The following is a 20,714-nucleotide window of genomic DNA, read 5'->3' on the forward strand; positions in this document are numbered from 1 at the left end:
GTACTATTAAAAAGAAATAATTCATGCCAATTCGAAAAAGAAAGGGTGTATTTTTTTTGAAATCTATTCAGAAGCTGCTGGTTTTATTTCTTCTCCTGGCTCTTATTCTGACGGTATTCGGTTGTCAGCAGGAGAAAGTTTTAGCAGAAGTAAACGGTGAGAAGATTACCCAAAGTCACCTGGATGAAAGGATACTGATTTTTAACCTTTTTATGGAGGAGTACTCTGATTCTCTGGAAAACGATGAAGAATTTAAGTTTTTCATAGAATCCAGCTTGTTGAATTCTTTGATTCAGTCCAAGCTGGTCAGTCAAGAAATTGACAGGATTGGACTGATCATTGATGACGAAGAGGCGGAGAAACAATACCAGGAGGAACTTAAGGAGATTATTGTCGAGTTTTTTGAAAGTGAAGAACAATTTCAGGAAAGAATGAAAAAGGATAAGCTCTCCGAAGATGTTTTAAGGTCAATGCTAAGAGAGAATTATCTGATACACCTTCTTTATGAGCATGTAGTGGAAGGTATTCTAGAGCAGGATGCCAAGCAGTATTATGAAGACAACAAGGATATGTTTCTAGATCCCGGCTTTGTAAGGATATCTCATATACTGGTAGAGCTGGAAGAGGAAGCTCTGGAAATAATGGAGCGTCTGGAAAACGGTGAAGAATTTGAAGAAATATCTAATGATGTATCTCTGGATGAATCCTCTGAGTTTGTGATTTCTGAAGTAGATCAGCACTTTGATCCTATATTTACCGAGGCTGCTTTTGCTCTAGAGGTGGGTGAAATCAGTGAACCGATAGAAACCCCTTTCGGTTGGCACGTAATTAAGCTGCATGAGAAGGAAGATTCATATTATTACAGTTATGATGAGATTAAAGAAGATGTTATGATGCTAAAAAAAGAAGAAGTCTTCTATCATTACACTACAGAACTTACAGAAAATGCGGTTATTGAAAATTATTTAGAGGACAATTAAATTTTAAAAGCAAAAGTGAATAAAACCTTTCCTTCGGATATATACTAAAACAAGAAGGTTTAATCTGTAATTCAAAGCAGAAAAAGGAGGGAAGGTATTTGAAAGCAACAGGCATCGTAAGACGCATTGATGATCTGGGAAGGGTAGTAATTCCCAAGGAAATCAGAAGAACCTTACGCATTCGCGAAGGAGACCCGTTAGAAATTTTTGTAGACCGCGATGGCGAGGTTATTTTAAAGAAGTATTCACCCATTGGTGAGTTAGGTGACTTTGCGCAGGAATATGTTGATTCCCTTTACGAAGCCATCGGTCATATTGCCTGTATTGCCGATAGAGATACAATTATTGCTGTGGCTGGTGCTCCAAAAAAGGAATTCTTAAATAGACCTTTGAGTCCGGCTGTAGAGAAGGTAATGGAAACCAGGAAAAGTGTTTCCATCAACAACCCCGCTGAGCACCCTTATTATAAGGAGAGCGAAGAAGAAGGTGTGATCAAGTTTACCGTAGAAGTAATTGCACCTATTATTGCCGAGGGGGATCCCATTGGGGCAGTCATTTTAGGCAATAAAGAAAAAGATGTGAAGATGGGGGACATGGAATTAAAGCTGGCGGAGACTGCTGCTAGTTTTCTAGCAAAACAGATGGAGCAATAATTGATGGATGGTGTAAATGAAACTCTAAAGAAGTAGTAACTAATTGGTTACTACTTCTTTTGTGTAGTTTTTTTTTTTTATATTTATTGATATAATTACTTTTAAATGCATACGGATATTAATAATTAAATGTTGTGACTACTTTAGGCTAAAGGTTGTTCACGATTGTCAGCTTTTAGTAGTTATTAATTGGCCTGTGCACTGAAAGTAGAAAGGTGGGTAAGATGTTGCCGGGTAAACAGTCTTTTATTAAAGGAGCAGTCATTCTTACATTAGCAGGTATTATTTCCAGGATGATTGGAGCAATATTTAGAATCGTCCTGGCTGCTTTAATAGGGGACGAAGGGATTGGCCTCTATCAGATGGCCTATCCTATTTACAGTGCTCTGTTAATAATATCTACGGCAGGGATTCCCATTGCCGTCTCGAAACTGGTGGCGGAAAATCTGGCGGTAAAAAATTATTATGGTGCTGTTCGGGTTTTTAAGGTAGCCGTTATTGTTCTGGCTGTAAGCGGGTTTATTATCAGCGTCGGGTTGTTTTATGGGGCAGATTATATTGTAGAGTATGTAATTGGGGACTCCCAGGCACTAATACCTATTTTATTTATATCACCAGCTATTTTTTTCGTGGCGGTGATGTCAGCCTTCCGGGGATTTTTTCAGGGACAGCAGTCTATGCTTCCCACGGGGATATCGCAAATAATAGAGCAGATAACCCGGGTAGCCGTTGCCATTTATTTGGCCCTGGCATTGCTTCCCCGGGGGCTTGAGTACTCAGCCGGTGGGGCAACATTTGGGGCTGCTGCCGGAGCAGTTTTTGGCCTGGCTTTTCTGGTCATATATTTTTTTAAAACTACTCCGGACATGTTTCAAAAGGCAGGGAGGCAGAGAACAAAAGAATCTCTGGGGTTTTCCCGGGCTTTATATAAAATTGCCGCAATTTCTATTCCTATTACGGTAGGTAACCTGGTTCTACCTCTGATTTCAATTCTGGATTTGAGTATTGTGCCACAACAGCTTCAAACCGCAGGCTTTACGGTGGAGAGGGCCAGAGCGCTTTATGGTCAGCTGACGGGGATGGCCGGGTCTCTGATTCAGATTCCCGCCATTCTCACCATAGCCCTGGCAATTAGCCTGGTGCCTTCCATATCTGAAGCGCTGGCTTTAAATAACCAGAGTGTAATCAGGCGTAATACTAACCTGGTGGTCCGGCTTACCATAATTTTAGGGCTGCCGGCGGCGGTAGGCCTGTTTATTCTGGCGGAACCCATTACTGTACTGCTTTTTGATAATGCAGAAGCGGCACTGCCTTTAAAGGCCAGCGCTCTGAGTGTAGTTTTCATTACTCTTTACCAGACTACCACCGGTATCTTACATGGGATGGGGAAGACAATGCTGCCGGTAAAACACATGGTCTATGGAGCTTTCATCAAGACCATACTCACCTGGACCCTGACGGCACAACCTCAGTTTAACATACAGGGAGCTGCCTTTGCCACAGTGATTGGGTTTGCGGTTTCATCTCTGCTGAACTTTTTAGATGTGTATAAATTAACCAGGGTTAGATTAACTTTAAGTGAACTGGTGATTAAGCCCCTGTCGGCGGTAACAGGCATGGGTGTGGTTGTTTATCTGGCATATATTTATTTAAATCAACTGTTTACCGCCCTTTTTCTGCAGCTGCCGGACCTGGTCACAGCGTCCAGAGCTATATCTTTAAGCAATGCAGGGGCTGCACTCCTGGCTATCGTAGCGGGAATGGTGAGTTATGGTATATTTTTATTTATAACGGGGAGTATTACTAGAGAGGACCTCAAATTAATCCCCAAGTTAGGCCCTTATCTCATCAGGTTAGCCAATATGCTTCATATTTTAAGGGGATAAGAATTTTGTCAGGTGAGGAGATTACAATTTATGAAGGAAAAAAATACAGCATCAGAAGAAGTTAAGAACGGTAACCAGGCACAAAGCCTTTCCCGGCTGGTGGACATGATGTCTCGGCTCAGGCAGCCTGATGGGTGCCCTTGGGATAAAAAACAGACGCATCAGAGTTTGAAGCCATATCTTTTGGAAGAAACTTTTGAGGTAATACATGCCATAGACCAAAAAGATATGGATTCACTATGTGAAGAATTGGGGGACCTGCTGCTGCAGGTTGTCTTTCACAGTCAGCTGGCATCGGAAACGGGATCATTTCATATGGGTGAAGTTATTGAAAAAATATGCGAAAAAATTATCCGCCGACACCCCCATGTTTTCGGTCAGGAAAGAATTGAGGACGCCCAGGGCGTTTCTTTAAAATGGTCTGAAATTAAAAGGAAGGAAAAGAAGCAGAAAAGTCTATTTTCTTCTCCCCAGGGGCTGCCGGCTTTAAAGAGAGCACAAAAGGTTCAGCAGCAAGCGGCGGGGGTAGGTTTTGATTGGGATAAGGTAGATGGAGCTTTTGACAAGGTAATAGAAGAACTAAAGGAACTGGATAACGTATATAAAAATGGGGAAAAGGATAAAATAGAAGAAGAAATAGGAGATTTACTTTTTGCCGCAGTAAATGTATCCCGGATGTTAGAGGTAGATGCGGAGTTAGCTATGGGTTCTGCGGTGGACAAATTTTTACGTCGATTGAATTATATGGAAAGAGAAATCAAAAAAAAAGAAAAAGATTTTACTGAATATAAATTGGAACAGTTGGACAGATTATGGGAAAAGGCTAAAAAACATGGATTATAAGGTAAAAAAAAACAATAAATATGCAGGAGTTTTAAAAACAATAGCGAATTAGCTTTTATATTACCTAATTATTAAGATTGTAAAATAGGAGGGATTTTGGTGAATAAATCTGAACTAATCAGCGTAGTGGCAGAGAAGGCAGGGATGACGAAAAAGGACACCGAAAAGGTGGTTAATGCTGTTTTTGAGGGGATCACTGATACTTTGACTAAAGGTGAAAAAGTTCAGTTAATTGGATTTGGCACCTTTGATTTACGGACCCGTAAGGCTCGGGAGGGAAGAAACCCCGCCACAGGAGATGTAATTCAGATACCTCAAGCTACTGTTCCCGTTTTTAAAGCCGGTAAAGCTCTAAAAGAAAGTGTAAAGTAGTAACCTTGAGATATCCATAACAAAAGCACAAAGGTTAAAAATTAGGTTCTCCACGTTTGAGCCTAATTTTTTTTGGGTTTTTTCCAGGTATAATTCTGTAAGCAATTTTTCCATGGTTCTTACATCCTATAGTTAAAAGCAAATAGATTTTCTATGAGTAATTTAGATAGATGTGGGTATAATGTTTTACTTTTTAAGCGAATACTATGATTAAAGATGATTTAAATACAAGCATTTTTTAGGAGGCATGACGTGATTAAAATGCCTACTCATAATAAGAATTACTGGATTGTTGGTTCAGTTTTGTTAGTGATTCTGTTTTTGGTAGTGGTGAGCAGGTTTGTTGGTTCAAGGGATGGACAGGAAATTCAGCCGCTTCAGGAGCAGGCTTCTCCGGAGATTCCCCCGGAGATCAAAACCGAAGAAAATCAGGAACCGGTATTACAGGTTTATATCAGTGAGGAAGGGTCTGTCAGGAGTATGGACTTTGAAGAATATATAAAAGGTGTGGTGGCCGGGGAAATGAAGCCGGATTGGCCGGAAACTGCACTGGCTGCACAGGCCATTATTGCCAGGAGTTTTACACTCCAGAAAATTGAAGAAAATGGTGGAGTACCCCAACGAAATGCCCATGCTTCCACAGATATTGAAGAGTTCCAGGCGTATGATGCCGAAGCCATAACGGAGAATGTAGAAAAAGCGGTGGAGATGACCCGGGGGGAAGTTGTTGTGCATCAGGGTAATTTTATTCGAGGCTGGTTTCATGCTTTTGCGGGGCCTCAGACGGCACTGGCGGACGAGGGTTTAGCTTTTAAAGGAGGGAATCCACCTTATATTCATGTGGTTAGAAGTCCAGCCACAGATATTGTTCCTCAGGAAGAAAAAGATTGGGATGAATCTTTCAGTTTGGAGCAGATAAGAAGTGCTGTTCAGGAAGTAACAGGAGAAGATCCGGGACCCATCACTGAATTTGAAATTGTTGAGAAGGGTCCCTCTGGCAGGGTAACTCTCTTTAGGGCCAATGATACCGAGGTAGTTGCTCCTGATTTAAGGCTTGCTCTGGGCAGCACAGAAATGCGATCCACCTTCATAAATGAAATGGATATATCAGGAAATGAAGTAACTTTTAGCGGCACCGGTTTTGGTCATGGGGTGGGTATGTGTCAGTGGGGTGCCCGGGCCCATGCTGATGACGGATTATCTCCAGAGGAAATTGTCAGATACTATTATAAAGACGTAGATATCGTTAAACTCTGGGATTAGGATTTGTTAATTAACATTTCAACTAAAATATTTTTATAAATAATCAAACTGGCTCTTTGAGCCAGTTTAATTATTTATTTTTATTGTTGAGACCATTCATAATTGCTTTAATCCTGCATAATTATGAAATTAAAGAAAATATTAGCAGTAATTAAAAAAGGGAGGAGAAAAACAGTGGAAGAAAAAAGGAAGCCGGTAAACCAACAACACAGGCTGGTTATAGAAAATCGTGAGTATATGGAAATTAATGGAGTAGTACATGTGGATAGTTTTGATGATGAGGAAATTATTTTGGAAACAGAGATGGGGCTCTTGGCAATTCGGGGCGAGGAACTTCATATAAAACATTTGAACCTAGAGCAGGGCAACCTGTCTATTGAAGGGTTTGTGTTGGAATTAGCTTACTCGGAAGAAAAAGGAACCAGGGGATTGAGAGGCAAAGGCGGAAGTTTCCTGGAGAGGCTTTTCAGGTAAATAAATAGTTAGGGCTGTTTATTACGGAGGTGCCGTTATGACTGTGGGAAACCAGTTTGCTGACCTGTTTTTTTTAATCTGTATTGGATTTATATCTGGATTTATTTTTGATTTTTATCATATTCTAAAAAAGTATATCAGGGTAACTCCCTGGCTCCGTCTAATTTTAGATTTTAGTCTATGGTTAATTATTACCATGATAACTGCTTTTTTGCTGCTGTTGGTTAACTGGGGAGAAGTGCGTCTATACATTTTTTTAGCTATGGGTGGAGGACTGATCTTATATTACGTACTCTTCAGTCCTTTTGTAAAAAGAATATATGTATTCTTAATAGACAGATTTTTAAAAATTACACATTTTATAATTAAAATTATCACACGGTTTTTTAGATTTATTTTTAGTCCTTTTGTTAAAATACTGCGCAGGCTATGTAGGCCGGCATACCAAAAATTAGTAAAATTAAAAAACAAAATTAAAAATTTCTATCAGCCTCTGGGTAAAATATTAAATAAAATTAATCATAAAAGAAGGATTTTTTGAAAGAAACAGAGAAAATAATACTCGAATCAAGAGTTATGTTCAAGGATTGTTCAGGGGAGAATTTAGAAAATGAGAAAAAATATAGATTCCCGGGATAAAGTGTTAAATTATTCAAAATATAAAAAAAATAAATCCGGCAGGAGAACAAATAGTTTCTCTTCTCCTAAAGCTGTTTTTTTTGTTTTTTTTCTCCTGGTTTTGTATTTTAGCGGTCTGTTCATCAATCAGCACTTAAAGGTGCTTAGCATGGATGCTCAACTTTCAGCTCTCAAGGAAGATATTACAATAGCAGAAAATGAAAAAGATAAATTATTAAAAGAAGTAGAACTTCTTCATAACCCTGAATATATTGAAATACTAGCCAGGAAAGAACTGGGTTTGATTAAATCAGGGGAAGTTTTGTTTAAAGTAGATAAAGACCGCTACGTTTTCAAAGAAAAGGAAAGGTAGTTCTTTATATATATTTATTTTAATTTTTATCAACCCGAGGAGGATAATTTTTAGTATGTCTATTGAAGTTGGCAGCATTGTTGAAGGAATAGTGACGGGAATTACTAATTTTGGTGTTTTTGTTCAGCTTTCCGGCGGAGAAGTCGGTCTGGTTCATATTTCAGAAATTGCAGATACGTACGTCAAGGATATTAATGAATTTCTGACCAAGAAAGATCGGGTAAAAGTTAAGGTTTTATCCGTAGATCAGGGAGGCAAAATTGGCCTTTCCATCAAGCAGGCAAATCCCACGGCTCCTGCTCCCCGTCAGCAGACCGAACGGCCTGCAAGGCCAGAACGTTTTGAGCGCAGGGATAGAGGGGATAAAAGAAAGCCTGCCCCACCAAGAGGCCAAAAACAGGGTTTTGAGGACAAAATGACTAAATTTTTAAAGGAAAGTGATGAAAGGCTGCATGATTTAAAGAAAAATACTGAGAATAAAAGAGGAGGTCGGGGAAATTACAGACAGGAAACCGGAAATTAATTAAAGGTTACCTTCCTGGATTATCCGATAAAAAATTATATGAGATAAAAGCCAGTACTATTTAAAGTATTCCTGGGGAATACTTTTTTTGTTGGTGAGATTAAATTTGATAAGTTTGAATTTGAAGATTTGACATAAGAAAATGAAAGGAGTAGTTTTCATGTACTTTGCTGTGATGGATTTAGGTACCAATTCAGTGCGGCTGCTCATTGCTAGAAAAGCTCCCCAAGGAAATTATATCCCCTGTTACTGCAGTAATGAAATAACCAGGTTGGGGGAAGGGACGGCAAAGCAGGGGGAACTTAAGGGGGAAGCCGTAGAGCGTACTCTGGAGATAGTGAATAATTATCTTCAGGTTATTAAAGAACATCAGGCTAACCTTACTGTTGTGATGGCTACCAGTGCTGTCCGGGAAGCCCGGAACAGGGAAATCTTGATTGATCGGTTGAAAAAAGAAACCGGCGTAAATTTAACAGTCCTGTCCGGAGTTCAGGAGGCGGAATTAAGTTACCTGGGGGTGATAAATACTATTGTCCCAACAGAAAAACCACTTATATTCGATCTGGGAGGGGGCAGCACAGAACTGATCTGGCAGCAAGGGGAACAACTAAAATTTAAAAGTTTAAAACTTGGAGTGGTTAGGTTGACGGAGGCTTTTATAGCTTCAGATCCCCCTGGGGTTGAAGAGGTAAGAAAGGTTGAGCAGTACACCAGAAATCTTATATATCCTGTAAAGGCGGAAATGAAAGAGGAGTTTAAGCAGTTGATTGGGGTAGGAGGCACTATCACCTCCCTGGCCTCTATTAAACAAGAACTAAAGGTATACGACTCTACTAAGGTACACGGTTTTATTTTGACAGTAAAGGAAATTTCCGATATTTTAACTCGTCTCTGTTCTGTAAAGGAAGAGGATAGACAAAAATTTATTGGGCTGCAGCCCCAAAGGGCTGATGTGATTGTGGCCGGGACAGCAATTATACTGGCATTTATGAAACAACTTCATTTTCATCAGGTTATGGTTAGTGAAGGAGACCTGCTTTTGGGTGCTCTTCACAAGTTCAATTGAGCATAAATTTTACCCCTAAGGAAAGAAAAAGGATCCCTAATACTTTAGTCCAGCTGAAGCAGATTTTATCCAGTCCGAACAGTCCAAAATGATCGATGAGAACAGCTGTAATAATCTGTCCGGTGATGATTACGGTAGTGGCAATGGCTACTCCTAAATTTGAAATGCTGTAAACTACGCTGTAAACGATGATTACTCCAAAAACCCCTCCAATAAAAGCGTACCAGGGAGCCCGGTTTAAATTCTCAAAGCTGCCGGATCCCAGTTTAAAAACGAACAGACCCAGAAAGACTACCAGAGTCCCTACAATATGTACGATAAAAGTTGTTTCTAGAACGCCGATAAACTTTCCCATTACGGTATTTAAGGCTCCCTGGACCGCCATGGAAACTCCTGAAAGTACAGCAATGAGCATAGCAATTATTTTTAAAGACATTGAAATTTACCCTTTCTTTAATCTTATTTAACTATTTTTTTTTGGTTAAGCCAAAATCTAAGGTCTTTAGTATTTCACAGATTATCTTAAACAAAAATAATTGGAAATATACCAGCTTTCCCGCATAGTAATAGATTAGACAAGCAGCATAGAGGAAGGTTTCATCAAGAGAAGCAGAGTAAATTTAAACTGTGGTTGAAAAATGCGGGGGGTTTTAAGGTTTGAATACGGGAAAATCAGCAAAAAAGAAAGATGGGGTTATACTGTTGGTGGGCAGGCCAAACGTTGGAAAGAGTGTTATCTTTAATCGGATTACTGATTCCTATGCAGTGGTTTCTAATTATCCGGGCACTACAGTAGACATAACTTCCGGGAAATTAAGGTGTAACAAGAGGATTTTAAGGGTAAAGGATACTCCAGGGATTTACAGCTTGACGCCTTTTACCCAGGAGGAAAAAGTAACGGTCTCCCTGTTGAAGGAACAGAAAGCAGACCTGGTGCTTCATGTGGTGGATGCAAAAAATTTAGATAAGATGCTGTCCCTTACTTTTCAGTTGATGGAGGCGGGGCATCCTTTGGTTCTGGTGGTAAACATGTTGGATGAGGCCAGGGAGGTTGGGCTGGTCCTGAATTTAAAAAAGCTGGAGGAAATACTTAAAATTCCAGTTATAGGTACAGTTTCTATAAAGGGGCAGGGAATAGAGCAGTTAAAAAAAATCATCTGTAAGGAACTAAATAGTAATAAAAGAAACCAAAAAACAGTTTTTAAAAGCTCTTATCCCGGAGAGCTGCAAAGACAAAGGGCGGCCAGGGAAGTAGTAAAAGAAGTGTCCAGTTCACAAAAAAAAAGACCACAAATCCTGGGGGACAGGCTTAGTTTATTGACCATGCACCCTTTTTGGGGACTTTGTTTTCTGGCTCTGGTTTTATATTACGGCCTTTATAAATTTGTAGGTATGTTTGGGGCAGGGGCTTTGGTAGATTTTATGGATGGTTATCTATATCAGCAATTGGTTATGCCTTGGTTAATCAGACAGGGTCACTGTATCCCCTTTTTCTGGTTGGAACAGTTTTTGTACGCAGAATATGGCCTATTTAACCTTGGGCTTCGATACAGCATGGCGGTAGTCTTACCCATTGTAACTTCTTTTTTTATATTTTTTTCTGTTGTTGAAGATTCAGGATATCTTCCCCGCCTGGCCATGCTTTTGGACAGACTCTTTAAAAAATTTGGGCTAAATGGCCGTTCCGTTATTCCTTTAATTTTAGGGCTGGGTTGTGGAACTATGGCGGTTATGGCCGCCAGAACTTTGGAAACCAAAAGGGAAAGATTTATTTGCGTGCTGCTGTTAGCCTTAGGTATACCCTGTTCAGCACAGCTGGGTTTGATTCTGTCTATTCTGGCGGGACAGCCTCGGGCCCTGGCAGTATGGGCTGTCAGCCTTCTGTTGATACTAGGGATGACCGGTTATTTGTTAGATAAAATTCTTCCGGGTACAAATCCCCATTTCTATATGGAGATACCTCCCCTGCGCATTCCCCATGGTAAGGCACTGTTTAATAAAACTTTTGCCAGGATCAAATGGTATATGAAAGAAGTAATACCGCTTTTTTTTCTGGTCAGTGTGATTATGTGGGTCGGGGCAATGTCAGGATTGCTTGACTATGTAATCCTGCTGCTGGCCCCTCTATTGAGAGTAATGAATCTGCCTGAGGAAATGGCGCCAATTTTTATTTTGGGTTTTTTTCGTCGGGATTATGGTGCTGCCGGACTTTATGATTTGGTTAAGATAGGAACGTTAAGCACATCTCAGCTGGTGGCAGCCTCTCTCACCCTGTCTCTATTTTTACCCTGTATTGCTCAGTTTATCATGGTGATAAAAGAACAGGGCCTGTTTAGAGGAATGGTCATTTTAGTCAGTGTCCTCTTTGCTGCTTTCGGTGCCGGATATTTATTGAGTAGGATTTTAAACATAGTGCCATTGTTATAAGGGGGAGAATATGAAAAAAAATCAGGCAGCTGTAAAATTGACAGAATTAAAAAAGGGTAGTAATGGAATTATCAAAGATATCGGCACAGACTGGGAGAAAAGCCGTAAGCTGTTAACCCTGGGGATTTTACCGGGGGAAGAGTTTACTCTGCTGCAGAAATATCCCGTTATTCTCCTTAAGCTGGGTTATTCCTTTGTGGCAGTTGATGAAAGCCTGGGAGAAAAAATACAGGTTATTATTCAGAATGAGGGATAAGGATTAATTTGTCGAAAAAAAAATTAGGTGCTCCTCCCCGGTGTGACAAAATTTTTGGAAGAGTTGGTTTATAATGGAATGAAATACTTGGGACAAGGAGGAGCTGTTGTGAAAATTAAAGGAGGAGCGATTCAAAGTTATCAAAAATCGTATAGTCCCACAGCCAATGGGAGTTTAAAATACTTCAACGCAAAGGAAATCCTGCAAAATGTGGGACAGGCTCTCCTCAGGGGTCGGTTTTTTCTATGTATGGTGGGATTTCTATTAGGCAGGTCAGTTTTTCTTGGGGAACTGGCGCCCTTCGGCCTGGCATATTGGGCGGTTGTTTTTACCATATCTCCCTATAAGAGTCTATATGTTGCCTTAAGTATAATTGCCGGAAGTCTTACCCACTCTCTGGGTTGGTATCCATTGAATTTGGCTTTAGGTATCCTTATTTTTACTTTTGTGAGCCATCTTTTTAAAAGAAGTAAATTTGAAATACCAGGATGGGTTATTTTATCCGTTTCAATGATTTTGGCCTTTTTACCTCAATACATAACTAACTATTATTTTTTATACGATGCGGTTCTTTTTGCCTTTGAAGTTGTCCTGGCACTTTTAGCCTGGTCGGTTTTCTTTGTGGTGGTACCTTTCTTAAAAGAAGGCATTCCCTCCAGGAGCTTGACTTTTGAAGAGGGGATCAGTTTGATGCTTACCAGTGTAATTATGATTACTGGAATCGGGGAAGGAACCATTGGCCTGGTTAATTTTCAAAGCCTAATCAGCAAGTTTATTATTATTTCTTTTGGTTTTTTAGGGGGCGGAGGGTTAGGTGCTGCCGCCGGCGCTGTGCTGGGTTTTATTAGAATATTACACGGCGGGGAACAGCTGGTGGCATTGATGGGTATATTCACTCTTACCGGACTAATGGCTGGAACTTTTCGGGAACTGGGAAAACTGGGTTCTGCAACCGGTTACCTGATCGGTTCCCTTCTTTTAAGTTTTTACTTTTTTGATATACCTAGTTTGATGCCGGTTCTATTAGAAGATGTTGTAGTTTTAATGGCTTTCATGCTGATTCCTAAAAGTGTTTATTCCAGGCTTACTCTGATGCACGGTAGAATGAGAAAACAGCAAAATATAAAGAAGCGAGAAGAAAGGGCTTCCCAGGAGGAGAAAGCAAGCAATGTCAGCATGAATAGAGTGAGAGACCTGGCTAACATCTTTGAAGAAATTGCAGCCTCTTTGGACTACAGTGAAGAAGAGTCTGAGGTGGAAGAGAGCTCATGTTTTCTGGTGGACAGAATTGCAGTGAAAGTATGCAATCCCTGCAATCAGTATGACCGGTGTTGGAAGAGAGATATACACAAAACTAAAAAAAGTATGCAGGAGCTGTTGGGCAGCCTTGAGAAGAATGGTAAATTAACGGTACGGCAGCTGCCTATTAATTTGTACAAAACCTGCAGCCGAAAAAAAGAGCTGACCCAATCAGCTAACAGCTTGTGGGAGCTTTACCAGGTTAGTAATGTCTGGCAGCAAAAGGTAAAGGGAAGTCAGGAAATTGTTAGTGCCCAACTGCAGGGTATGTCTGAGGTTATTAAAGAACTTTCCGGAAAAATAAATACTGTGGAAAAACCTGCAGAAACTGAGGGTCAGCAGAGAGAATATACCATCGAATTGGGGGTTGCCCAAATGGCCCGGGCGGAAGAAGAAGTCTCAGGAGATTCTTTCAATTTCTTTCAGTTAAAAGAAGCAAAGCAGGTGGTTGTAGTAAGCGATGGTATGGGTTGTGGGAAAAAGGCACAGAATGAAAGCCTGGTGACAGTAAACCTTCTGGAAAAGTTATTACAGTTGGGATTGGAGCGGGAGGTGGTAACTCGAACCGTAAATCAACTACTGCAGCTCAGGTCCAAGGAGACCTTTTCCACCGTAGACATGATGTTGTTAGATTTAAAAAAAGGCCAGGGAGAATTTATTAAAATTGGTGCCTGTCCAAGTTTCATAAAAAGAGGAGATACAGTCCGGGAGATCAATGGCTGCTCTTTGCCCATGGGCATTGTTTCCGTTATGGAACCTTCGGTCAGCCGGGAAAAGCTTCTTCATGATGATTATATTTTTTTCATCACCGATGGGTTTACAGAGCTCCGAGGAGGGAAAGTCAAGGAAAGTTGGCTTAAGGAAATAATCAAGGGAATGAAACCTGTCCATCCACAAATTATGGCTGACAATCTCCTGGACGAAGCCTATCAAAAATCAGGGGGAAAAGCGAAGGATGACTTTACCGTAGTGGTCTGCCGGGTAATACGATTGAAGAATAGAGCCAATCAGCCTGCTTGAGTGAACTCGTTTCAGCAGCTGAAACATCGGGGAATCAGGTGGGGGCTCTACTCCACCGGATTAAAAGCCCCACCTACGCTAACGCTTAGGGGTGGGGGTCTTATACAAAGGAGCCTGGGAAAAGCCCAGGCTCCTTTCATTGTAAGAATGCCAAGAGATTGCCAAGTGTCAAGGGGAGATTTTCAAGGTTGTCAGGGGGACGGTTCTTCTAATAATGCTATTATTTCTATTTCTGCCATATCATGGTTTGTCAGAAAAACCGTCCCCTTGACATTTTGACATTTTTGGCACTTGGATCTGCTTCTTGAAGCTTGACATGCTTTGGGAAAAATAATATTAAACTGTATTTCGGGGTATGATTATGAATAGTTTTCTTTTATAATGATATTATGTCAAAATTACTTTATCATGGATATTTTGGTTTATAATGCTTAATATGAAGGGGCAAAATTAAAAGTTTATGAAGAATGAAATGAGAATTACAGCAGCAGCTAAAAATCTTTTGTTAGAAGGAGACAGGGTTCTGGTGGCAGTTTCCGGGGGGCCCGATTCTGTATGTCTGCTGCATATTTTAAATAAATTATCGGGGCCGCTCAACCTTAAACTTTTTGTTTTCCATTTGGATCACCAGCTTAGGGGAGAGAGTTCCTGTCAGGAATCCCAGTTTGTTAAACAGCTGGCAGAGAACCTGGGGATTCCGTCATATAATGAATCATTTAATGTTTCCAGGTACCGCAGGATTACCGGACTTTCCCTGCAGGATGCTGCTCGCAAAGTCAGGTTGAGGCTTTTGGCCAGAACAGCTGAAAAGATTGATGCTTCCAAGGTTGCTTTAGGTCATAATTCTGATGACCAGGTGGAAACAATATTGATGAGACTGCTTAGGGGAACTGGAGCAGGGGGGTTGGCTGGAATGAGCTTGATGGATGATTTTCCAGGAAAAAACCAGATTTCTATTATTCGGCCGCTGCTGGAAACCTCTCGGCAAGAAATTGAAGAGTACTGCCGAGAGAATCACCTGTCTTACTGCATAGACCCCAGTAATTTGAAGCCAGTATATCAACGGAATAAGATCCGTCTGAAACTGATACCCTATCTGGAGGAGCAATATAACCCTGGGATTAAAGAAGTTCTGCTGAACATGTCCCGAAGTTTAGCCAGAGAAAACAGCTTTATGGAGCAGCAGGCATGTTGGGTTTTTTCTGATGTGTTGTTGGAACATACTTCGGATAGGGTGGTTCTGGAGGGTTCTCATATAATGAATCTGCATCCGGCATTGCAGTGGAGGATTCTCAGAATGGCTCTGGAAAGGCTGAAAGGAAACCTTACTGAAGTGGAATACAAACACTTGGAGGCTATTTTGGAAATGCTTGTTAGGGGAAGTCCCCATGGCAGTTTGAGTCTTCCGGGGAACGTCATCATTAAAAAAAGTTACAGTCGTCTGCTCTTCTTGAAAAATTATCAGGAAAAAGCAAAAAAGTTGCTGAAGAAGGTAATGATACAGGTGCCGGGTATTACGGCAGTACCTGAACTGAACTTGAAAATTCAGGCGGAGATTAAAAATAAGGATGGACTGCCCTGGCCTCCAGACCCCAAAAAAGAAGCATACCTGGATTATGACCGGGTGATGCGGCCTTTATATCTGGTCCTGCGCTGGCCCGGGGCCAGGTTTAAACCTCTGGGGCTTAAGGGCAGCAAAAAAGTAAAGGATTTTTTAATAGACCAAAAGGTGCCCCTGGAAGAGAGGGATAAAGTGCCCCTAATTATCGGAGGAACCGATATTCTTTGGATCGTGGGAATCAGAGTATCTCATCCCTGCCGTTTGACGGAGAAGACCCAGAAAGTTTTGGTTTTGACGGCAAAAAAAACACAGAGAGGGTGTTAGTAATGCAGGATAAACTACATGTATTGTTGAGTAGGGAACAGATTATAAAAAAAGTTGAGCATTTGGCCCAGGAAATTTCTCAGGAATATCAGGGAGAAGAACTGTTGATGATATGCATCTTAAAGGGAGCGGTAGTGTTTTTTTCGGATTTAATTCGAAGCATATCTGTGCCGGTAAAAATAGATTTTATGGCAGTGTCCAGCTATGGCAAAGCCACAAAAACCTCTGGGGTGGTCCAGATTATAAAGGATTTGGATGCCAGCTTAAAGGGTCGACATGTGGTTATTGTGGAGGATATTATCGATACAGGTTTAACGTTGAAGTATCTGGTGGAAAATCTAGAAGCTCGTAAACCAGCTTCTTTAAAAATATGTGTTCTGCTGGACAAGGTTGATTGTCGTCAGGTGGAGATAAGTGCTGACTACCAGGGTTTTGTGATTCCAGATGAATATGTGGTGGGGTACGGTTTAGATTGTGCGGAAAAATACCGTAATCTAGCGGATGTCTGTGTTTTACAAAGGTCCTGAGTTTCTTGTTTTTTCAGGTTACATGTGATAAAATAACAGGAAGAGTTTTTCGGGTTAATAGAGGGGGTTTATTTTTTTGAAAAAATTTTTCAGACAGGCTACTTTTTATATTTTGATATTAATGATTGCTATAGCTCTCTTGCAAGCGTTCAGCCAGGGTCCAGAGCAGCCTCAAGAAATTAAATACAATGAATTTGTAAAGGCCATTGAAGCCCAGCAGGTCAGTGAAGTGGAGATAGTTGGCAATGAGGTAACGGGTGAAATGGTAGATGGAACCAGTTTCCGGGTTTATAAGCCGGAGGATGATGATCTTACCGCCAGGCTGCTGGAGTACGATGTTCCCTATAATCCACAGCCGGTGCCGGAGCCTCAGTGGTGGACAACTCTAATTACCTATATGCTTCCCTTTATAATTTTGATTGGTATTTTTTTCTTTTTTATGCAGCAGTCCCAGGGGGGCGGCGGCCGGGTTATGAATTTTGGAAAGAGCAAGGCGCGGCTTTACGATACGGAAAGGAAAAAGATTACTTTTAATTCTGTGGCGGGGGCTGATGAGGAAAAAGAAGAGTTGGTAGAAGTTGTTGAATTTTTAAAAGAACCCAGGAAATTTATTGAACTGGGAGCACGGATTCCCAAAGGAGTGCTTTTAGTAGGCTCTCCAGGTACGGGAAAAACCCTTTTGGCCAGGGCTGTAGCGGGGGAAGCAGGAGTTCCCTTCTTCTCTATCAGTGGTTCGGATTTTGTAGAAATGTTCGTAGGGGTTGGAGCATCCCGAGTTAGGGATCTTTTCGAAAATGCAAAGAAAAACTCACCTTGTATTATTTTTATTGATGAAATAGATGCGGTGGGGCGTCAGAGAGGGGCTGGCCTGGGGGGCGGCCACGACGAGAGAGAACAGACTTTGAATCAGCTGCTGGTGGAAATGGACGGCTTTGACGTCAATGAAGGGGTCATTGTGGTAGCAGCTACAAACCGTCCTGATATCCTTGATCCTGCTCTACTCAGACCAGGTCGGTTTGACCGCCAGATCGTGGTCAATGTTCCTGATGTAAGGGGCAGAGAAGAAATACTGCAGGTTCATGCCCTGGGGAAACCCTTAACTAAGGATGTGAACCTTAAAGTGGTTGCCCGTAGAACACCCGGTTTCACTGGTGCAGACTTGGAAAATATTATTAATGAATCAGCCCTTTTGGCAGGTAGAAAAAATAAAAAAATAATCGAAATGACTGAGCTGGAGCAGGCTATTGACCGTGTTATTGCCGGAACTGAGAAAAGAAGCCGGGTTATAAGTGATTTTGAAAAGAATCTGGTGGCTTATCATGAGGCAGGGCATGCTCTGGTGGGACATATGCTTCCTCACACCGACCCGGTTCATAAAGTGTCCATTATCCCTCGGGGTAGAGCAGGAGGATTCACCCTGATGCTTCCGGAAGAAGACCGTTATTACATGACTAAAACAGAACTATTGGAGCGAATCACTACTCTGCTGGCCGGCCGGGTGGCGGAACAAATTGTTTTTAATGAAATCAGTACCGGTGCCCAAAATGACCTGGAGAGATCTACTCATCTAGTGCGTCAGATGATAATGGAATATGGGATGAGTGACTCATTAGGGCCTTTGACTCTGGGCAAAAAACAGGACAGCCAGGTGTTTTTAGGAAGGGATCTGGCCAGGGATAGGGACTACAGCGAGGAAATTGCCAGGGCTATCGACAATGATGTTAAAGAAACCATAGAGCGTTGTTATCAAAGAGCAAAGGACTTACTCCTGGAGAACAGGGATAAGCTGGAATCCTTAGCCCAGACACTGTTGGAAAAGGAAACTATAGATGCGGACCAGGTTGCAGCAATTTTTGAGGGACAAGAAATAACTATAGAAAATCAACATCAGAAAGTTGAGGAAAATGAACAGCCTTTACTTCAGGATAAAAAGGCCCAAGAAGGTGTATCCAAAAGACAAGATAAGGATAACGACAGTCTTAAAGGTGAATTGCAAATTGATTAATAGTTGAGGCTTTTGGGCATAAATAAACATCTGGTTTTTATGCAGATTAAAGAGTATAAAAATTAAACATTTACTAAAAATAAGAAGGCTAAAGCTTTCTTATTTTTATTTTGAGGTTTATTTGTTAAATAACAAAAAATACTTTAGGCTGCCAAAAATATTTATAACATTTTATAGAAGTTCAGAAGGAATTTTCTTAAAATTGTAGAACTATATACTTGGTTGCCTAGTAATAACCAAATAAGGTATAATACAATTTTCTAAATAATCTGAAGCAATGTACATAAAACTATACAAATAGTACAATTCATTTTTTATCTTAAAAAGGAGGGTGATAAAAAAGTAACGGAGGGCGAGTATTTTTATGGGTAAGTTACAATGTTAACAATCTTAAAAAATTTAAGGAGGTTTTATAATTGCCTTTAGATCCAACGAAACACGCTGACTGGGAAATTGCCGAAGATGCCGAAAAAACAATGAAAACAGTCTATCAGCTTGGTGAAGAGCTGGGACTGGAAAAAGAAGAGCTTCTTCCTTATGGACACTATGTAGCCAAAATAGATTACATGAAAGTTTTAAACCGTATGAAGGATGTTCCTGATGGAAAATATATTGACGTAACTGCCATCACCCCAACTCCCCTGGGAGAAGGTAAATCCACATCCCTGGTTGGATTAGTACAGGGTATGGGTAAGAGAGGCAAGAATGTTATAGCATGTATCCGCCAGCCATCTGGTGGACCCACCATGAACGTTAAGGGTTCTGCAGCCGGCGGCGGCCTGGCACAGTGTATCCCCCTGACTGAGTTTTCCTTAGGTTTAACCGGTGACATTAACGCCATTATGAATGCTCATAACCTGGCCATGGTTGCTACTACCTCCAGGATTCAGCATGAATTCAACTACAGTGATAAGTTCCTGGCCAAACAGGGATTAACAAGATTAGACATTGACCCCAGAAACGTTGAGATGAAGTGGATTATGGACTTCTGTGCCCAGGCACTGCGGAACATTATTATTGGTCTTGGCGGCAAGTCAGACGGATTTATGATGAATTCCGGTTTTGCAATTGCTGTTTCTTCTGAAGTTATGGCTATCCTTTCCGTTGCTACCGACCTGAAAGACATGAGAGAGCGGATGGGTAAAATTGTGGTGGCCTATGATAAGAAGGGCAACCCGGTAACAACTGCTGATTTAGATGTAGATGGCGCCATGACTGCCTGGATGGTTGAGGCTCTTAACCCCAACCTGATGCAGACTCTGGAAGGCCAGCCCTGCTTCGTACACGCAGGACCTTTTGCTAACATTGCTATCGGACAGAACTCCATCATTTCCGACCGTGTTGCCTTGAAGTTGGGCGACTATGTATGCACCGAGTCTGGATTCGCAGCCGATATCGGTTTCGAGAAGTTCTGGAACCTGAAGTGCCGTATCTCCGGCCTGAAGCCTCATTGTGCCGTGCTGGTAGCCACAATCCGGGCCCTGAAGTGCCACGGTGGAGCTCCTATCCCCATTCCCGGACAGCCACTGCATGATAGCTACAAAGAAGAAAACGTAGACCTGGTAGAAAAGGGCTGCTCAAACTTGCTTCACCTGATCGAAGTGATCAAGAAGTCCGGTATGAGCCCTGTTGTATGTATCAACGCTTTCTACACTGATACTGATAAAGAAATCGAAGCAGTCCGCAAGCTTGCCGGCGAAGCCGGAGCCCGGGTTGCTCTTTCCAGGCACTGGGAGCATGGCGGCGAAGGCGCTCTTGAATTTGCTGATGCCGTTGCAGAAGCCTGCGAAGAAGAAAGTGATTTCAAATTCCTATATGAATTAGAAACTCCGCTGAGAGATCGGATTCATAAGATTGCTACTGAAGTTTACGGCGCTGACGGTGTTGAGTACTCTCCAGAAGCCCTGCAGAAAGCTGAAAGAATGGAAAAAGATCCTGAAATCCAGAAGCTGGGAACCTGCATGGTTAAAACTCACCTCAGTCTGTCCGACAACCCTGCATTGAAGGGTGTTCCTAAAGGCTGGAAGCTCTTTGTTCGCGATATCCTGACCTATAAAGGCGCAGGTTTCGTAGTGCCCGTAGCCGGATCCATCAGCTTGATGCCCGGAACCGGATCCAACCCGGCTTACCGTCGTGTGGATGTAGATGTTGAGTCCGGCAAGGTTAAAGGTGTATTCTAAAAAACGCTTGTTAATAATAAATTAACGTCTAAATATCCCCTTTTCCGTAATTGGAAGAGGGGAT

The 20,714-nt window shown here is 41.5% G+C and carries 19 protein-coding genes; 18 read left to right on the forward strand and 1 reads right to left on the reverse strand.

Annotated elements, in window-relative coordinates; translation table 11 throughout:
- Window positions 1-23 precede the first annotated feature (23 nt).
- From HUE98_RS00555 to HUE98_RS00605, 11 genes are all read left to right on the forward strand, one after another.
- Window positions 24-980, forward strand: coding sequence for a peptidyl-prolyl cis-trans isomerase (locus tag HUE98_RS00555; protein ID WP_407080269.1), 957 nt, complete (start codon window positions 24-26; stop codon window positions 978-980).
- A gap of 98 nt (window positions 981-1,078) precedes the next feature.
- A complete protein-coding gene (gene spoVT, locus HUE98_RS00560; RefSeq protein ID WP_277623694.1) occupies window positions 1,079-1,633 on the forward strand; it encodes a stage V sporulation protein T in 555 nt (184 codons plus the stop codon).
- Window positions 1,634-1,857: 224 nt separating this feature from the next.
- Window positions 1,858-3,519 (forward strand): putative polysaccharide biosynthesis protein, encoded by a 1,662-nt coding sequence (locus tag HUE98_RS00565; RefSeq protein ID WP_241421967.1) that lies wholly within the window; start codon window positions 1,858-1,860, stop codon window positions 3,517-3,519.
- Between the two features lie 30 nt (window positions 3,520-3,549).
- Entirely contained in the window at window positions 3,550-4,362 is an 813-nt protein-coding gene (mazG, locus tag HUE98_RS00570) for a nucleoside triphosphate pyrophosphohydrolase (protein ID WP_241421968.1), read from the forward strand.
- A 99-nt stretch (window positions 4,363-4,461) separates the two neighbouring features.
- Entirely contained in the window at window positions 4,462-4,734 is a 273-nt protein-coding gene (locus HUE98_RS00575) for an HU family DNA-binding protein (RefSeq protein WP_241421969.1), read from the forward strand.
- A 261-nt stretch (window positions 4,735-4,995) separates the two neighbouring features.
- Window positions 4,996-5,997: a SpoIID/LytB domain-containing protein gene (locus tag HUE98_RS00580; protein ID WP_241423470.1), complete on the forward strand. Its 1,002-nt coding sequence runs from the start codon at window positions 4,996-4,998 to the stop codon at window positions 5,995-5,997.
- Window positions 5,998-6,171: 174 nt separating this feature from the next.
- Window positions 6,172-6,471: a sporulation protein YabP gene (yabP, locus tag HUE98_RS00585; protein ID WP_241421970.1), complete on the forward strand. Its 300-nt coding sequence runs from the start codon at window positions 6,172-6,174 to the stop codon at window positions 6,469-6,471.
- A gap of 37 nt (window positions 6,472-6,508) precedes the next feature.
- The gene (yabQ, locus tag HUE98_RS00590; RefSeq protein WP_241421971.1) at window positions 6,509-7,012 is read left to right on the forward strand and encodes a spore cortex biosynthesis protein YabQ; all 504 of its coding nucleotides are present in this window, start codon (window positions 6,509-6,511) and stop codon (window positions 7,010-7,012) included.
- Window positions 7,013-7,081: 69 nt separating this feature from the next.
- On the forward strand, window positions 7,082-7,462 hold the full coding sequence (locus HUE98_RS00595) for an FtsB family cell division protein (protein ID WP_241421972.1): 381 nt from the start codon (window positions 7,082-7,084) through the stop codon (window positions 7,460-7,462).
- 55 nt (window positions 7,463-7,517) lie between these two features.
- The gene (locus HUE98_RS00600) at window positions 7,518-7,985 is read left to right on the forward strand and encodes a S1 RNA-binding domain-containing protein (RefSeq protein ID WP_241421973.1); all 468 of its coding nucleotides are present in this window, start codon (window positions 7,518-7,520) and stop codon (window positions 7,983-7,985) included.
- A gap of 160 nt (window positions 7,986-8,145) precedes the next feature.
- Entirely contained in the window at window positions 8,146-9,051 is a 906-nt protein-coding gene (locus HUE98_RS00605) for a Ppx/GppA phosphatase family protein (protein ID WP_241421974.1), read from the forward strand.
- Here the strand turns inward: HUE98_RS00605 and HUE98_RS00610 are convergent.
- Window positions 9,044-9,487 (reverse strand): DMT family transporter, encoded by a 444-nt coding sequence (locus HUE98_RS00610; RefSeq protein WP_241421975.1) that lies wholly within the window; start codon window positions 9,485-9,487, stop codon window positions 9,044-9,046. The two genes, HUE98_RS00605 and HUE98_RS00610, sit on opposite strands and share 8 nt — an antisense overlap.
- 221 nt (window positions 9,488-9,708) lie before the next feature.
- On the opposite strand from HUE98_RS00610, the gene HUE98_RS00615 reads away from it, so the two are divergent.
- The 7 genes from HUE98_RS00615 to HUE98_RS00645 all read left to right on the forward strand — a co-directional run bounded on the left by HUE98_RS00615 (window position 9,709) and on the right by HUE98_RS00645 (window position 20,650).
- Complete coding sequence (locus HUE98_RS00615; protein WP_241421976.1) at window positions 9,709-11,478, forward strand: ferrous iron transporter B; 1,770 nt, start codon at window positions 9,709-9,711, stop codon at window positions 11,476-11,478.
- Between the two features lie 10 nt (window positions 11,479-11,488).
- Entirely contained in the window at window positions 11,489-11,734 is a 246-nt protein-coding gene (locus HUE98_RS00620) for a FeoA family protein (RefSeq protein WP_241421977.1), read from the forward strand.
- 108 nt (window positions 11,735-11,842) lie between these two features.
- Window positions 11,843-14,053: a SpoIIE family protein phosphatase gene (locus HUE98_RS00625; RefSeq protein WP_241421978.1), complete on the forward strand. Its 2,211-nt coding sequence runs from the start codon at window positions 11,843-11,845 to the stop codon at window positions 14,051-14,053.
- Between the two features lie 460 nt (window positions 14,054-14,513).
- Window positions 14,514-15,938 carry a tRNA lysidine(34) synthetase TilS gene (gene tilS, locus HUE98_RS00630; RefSeq protein WP_241421979.1) on the forward strand — a complete coding sequence of 475 codons (1,425 nt, stop codon included), beginning with the start codon at window positions 14,514-14,516 and terminating at the stop codon, window positions 15,936-15,938.
- Between the two features lie 2 nt (window positions 15,939-15,940).
- Window positions 15,941-16,465 (forward strand): hypoxanthine phosphoribosyltransferase, encoded by a 525-nt coding sequence (gene hpt / locus HUE98_RS00635; protein WP_241421980.1) that lies wholly within the window; start codon window positions 15,941-15,943, stop codon window positions 16,463-16,465.
- Window positions 16,466-16,541: 76 nt separating this feature from the next.
- Window positions 16,542-18,470, forward strand: coding sequence for an ATP-dependent zinc metalloprotease FtsH (ftsH, locus tag HUE98_RS00640; RefSeq protein WP_318036512.1), 1,929 nt, complete (start codon window positions 16,542-16,544; stop codon window positions 18,468-18,470).
- Window positions 18,471-18,886: 416 nt separating this feature from the next.
- Window positions 18,887-20,650, forward strand: coding sequence for a formate--tetrahydrofolate ligase (locus tag HUE98_RS00645; RefSeq protein WP_241421981.1), 1,764 nt, complete (start codon window positions 18,887-18,889; stop codon window positions 20,648-20,650).
- The last annotated feature ends 64 nt before the right edge of the window (window positions 20,651-20,714 follow it).

It is taken from the genome of Candidatus Contubernalis alkalaceticus, assembly GCF_022558445.1.
Taxonomy (GTDB): Bacteria; Bacillota; Dethiobacteria; order SKNC01; family SKNC01; genus Contubernalis; species Contubernalis alkaliaceticus.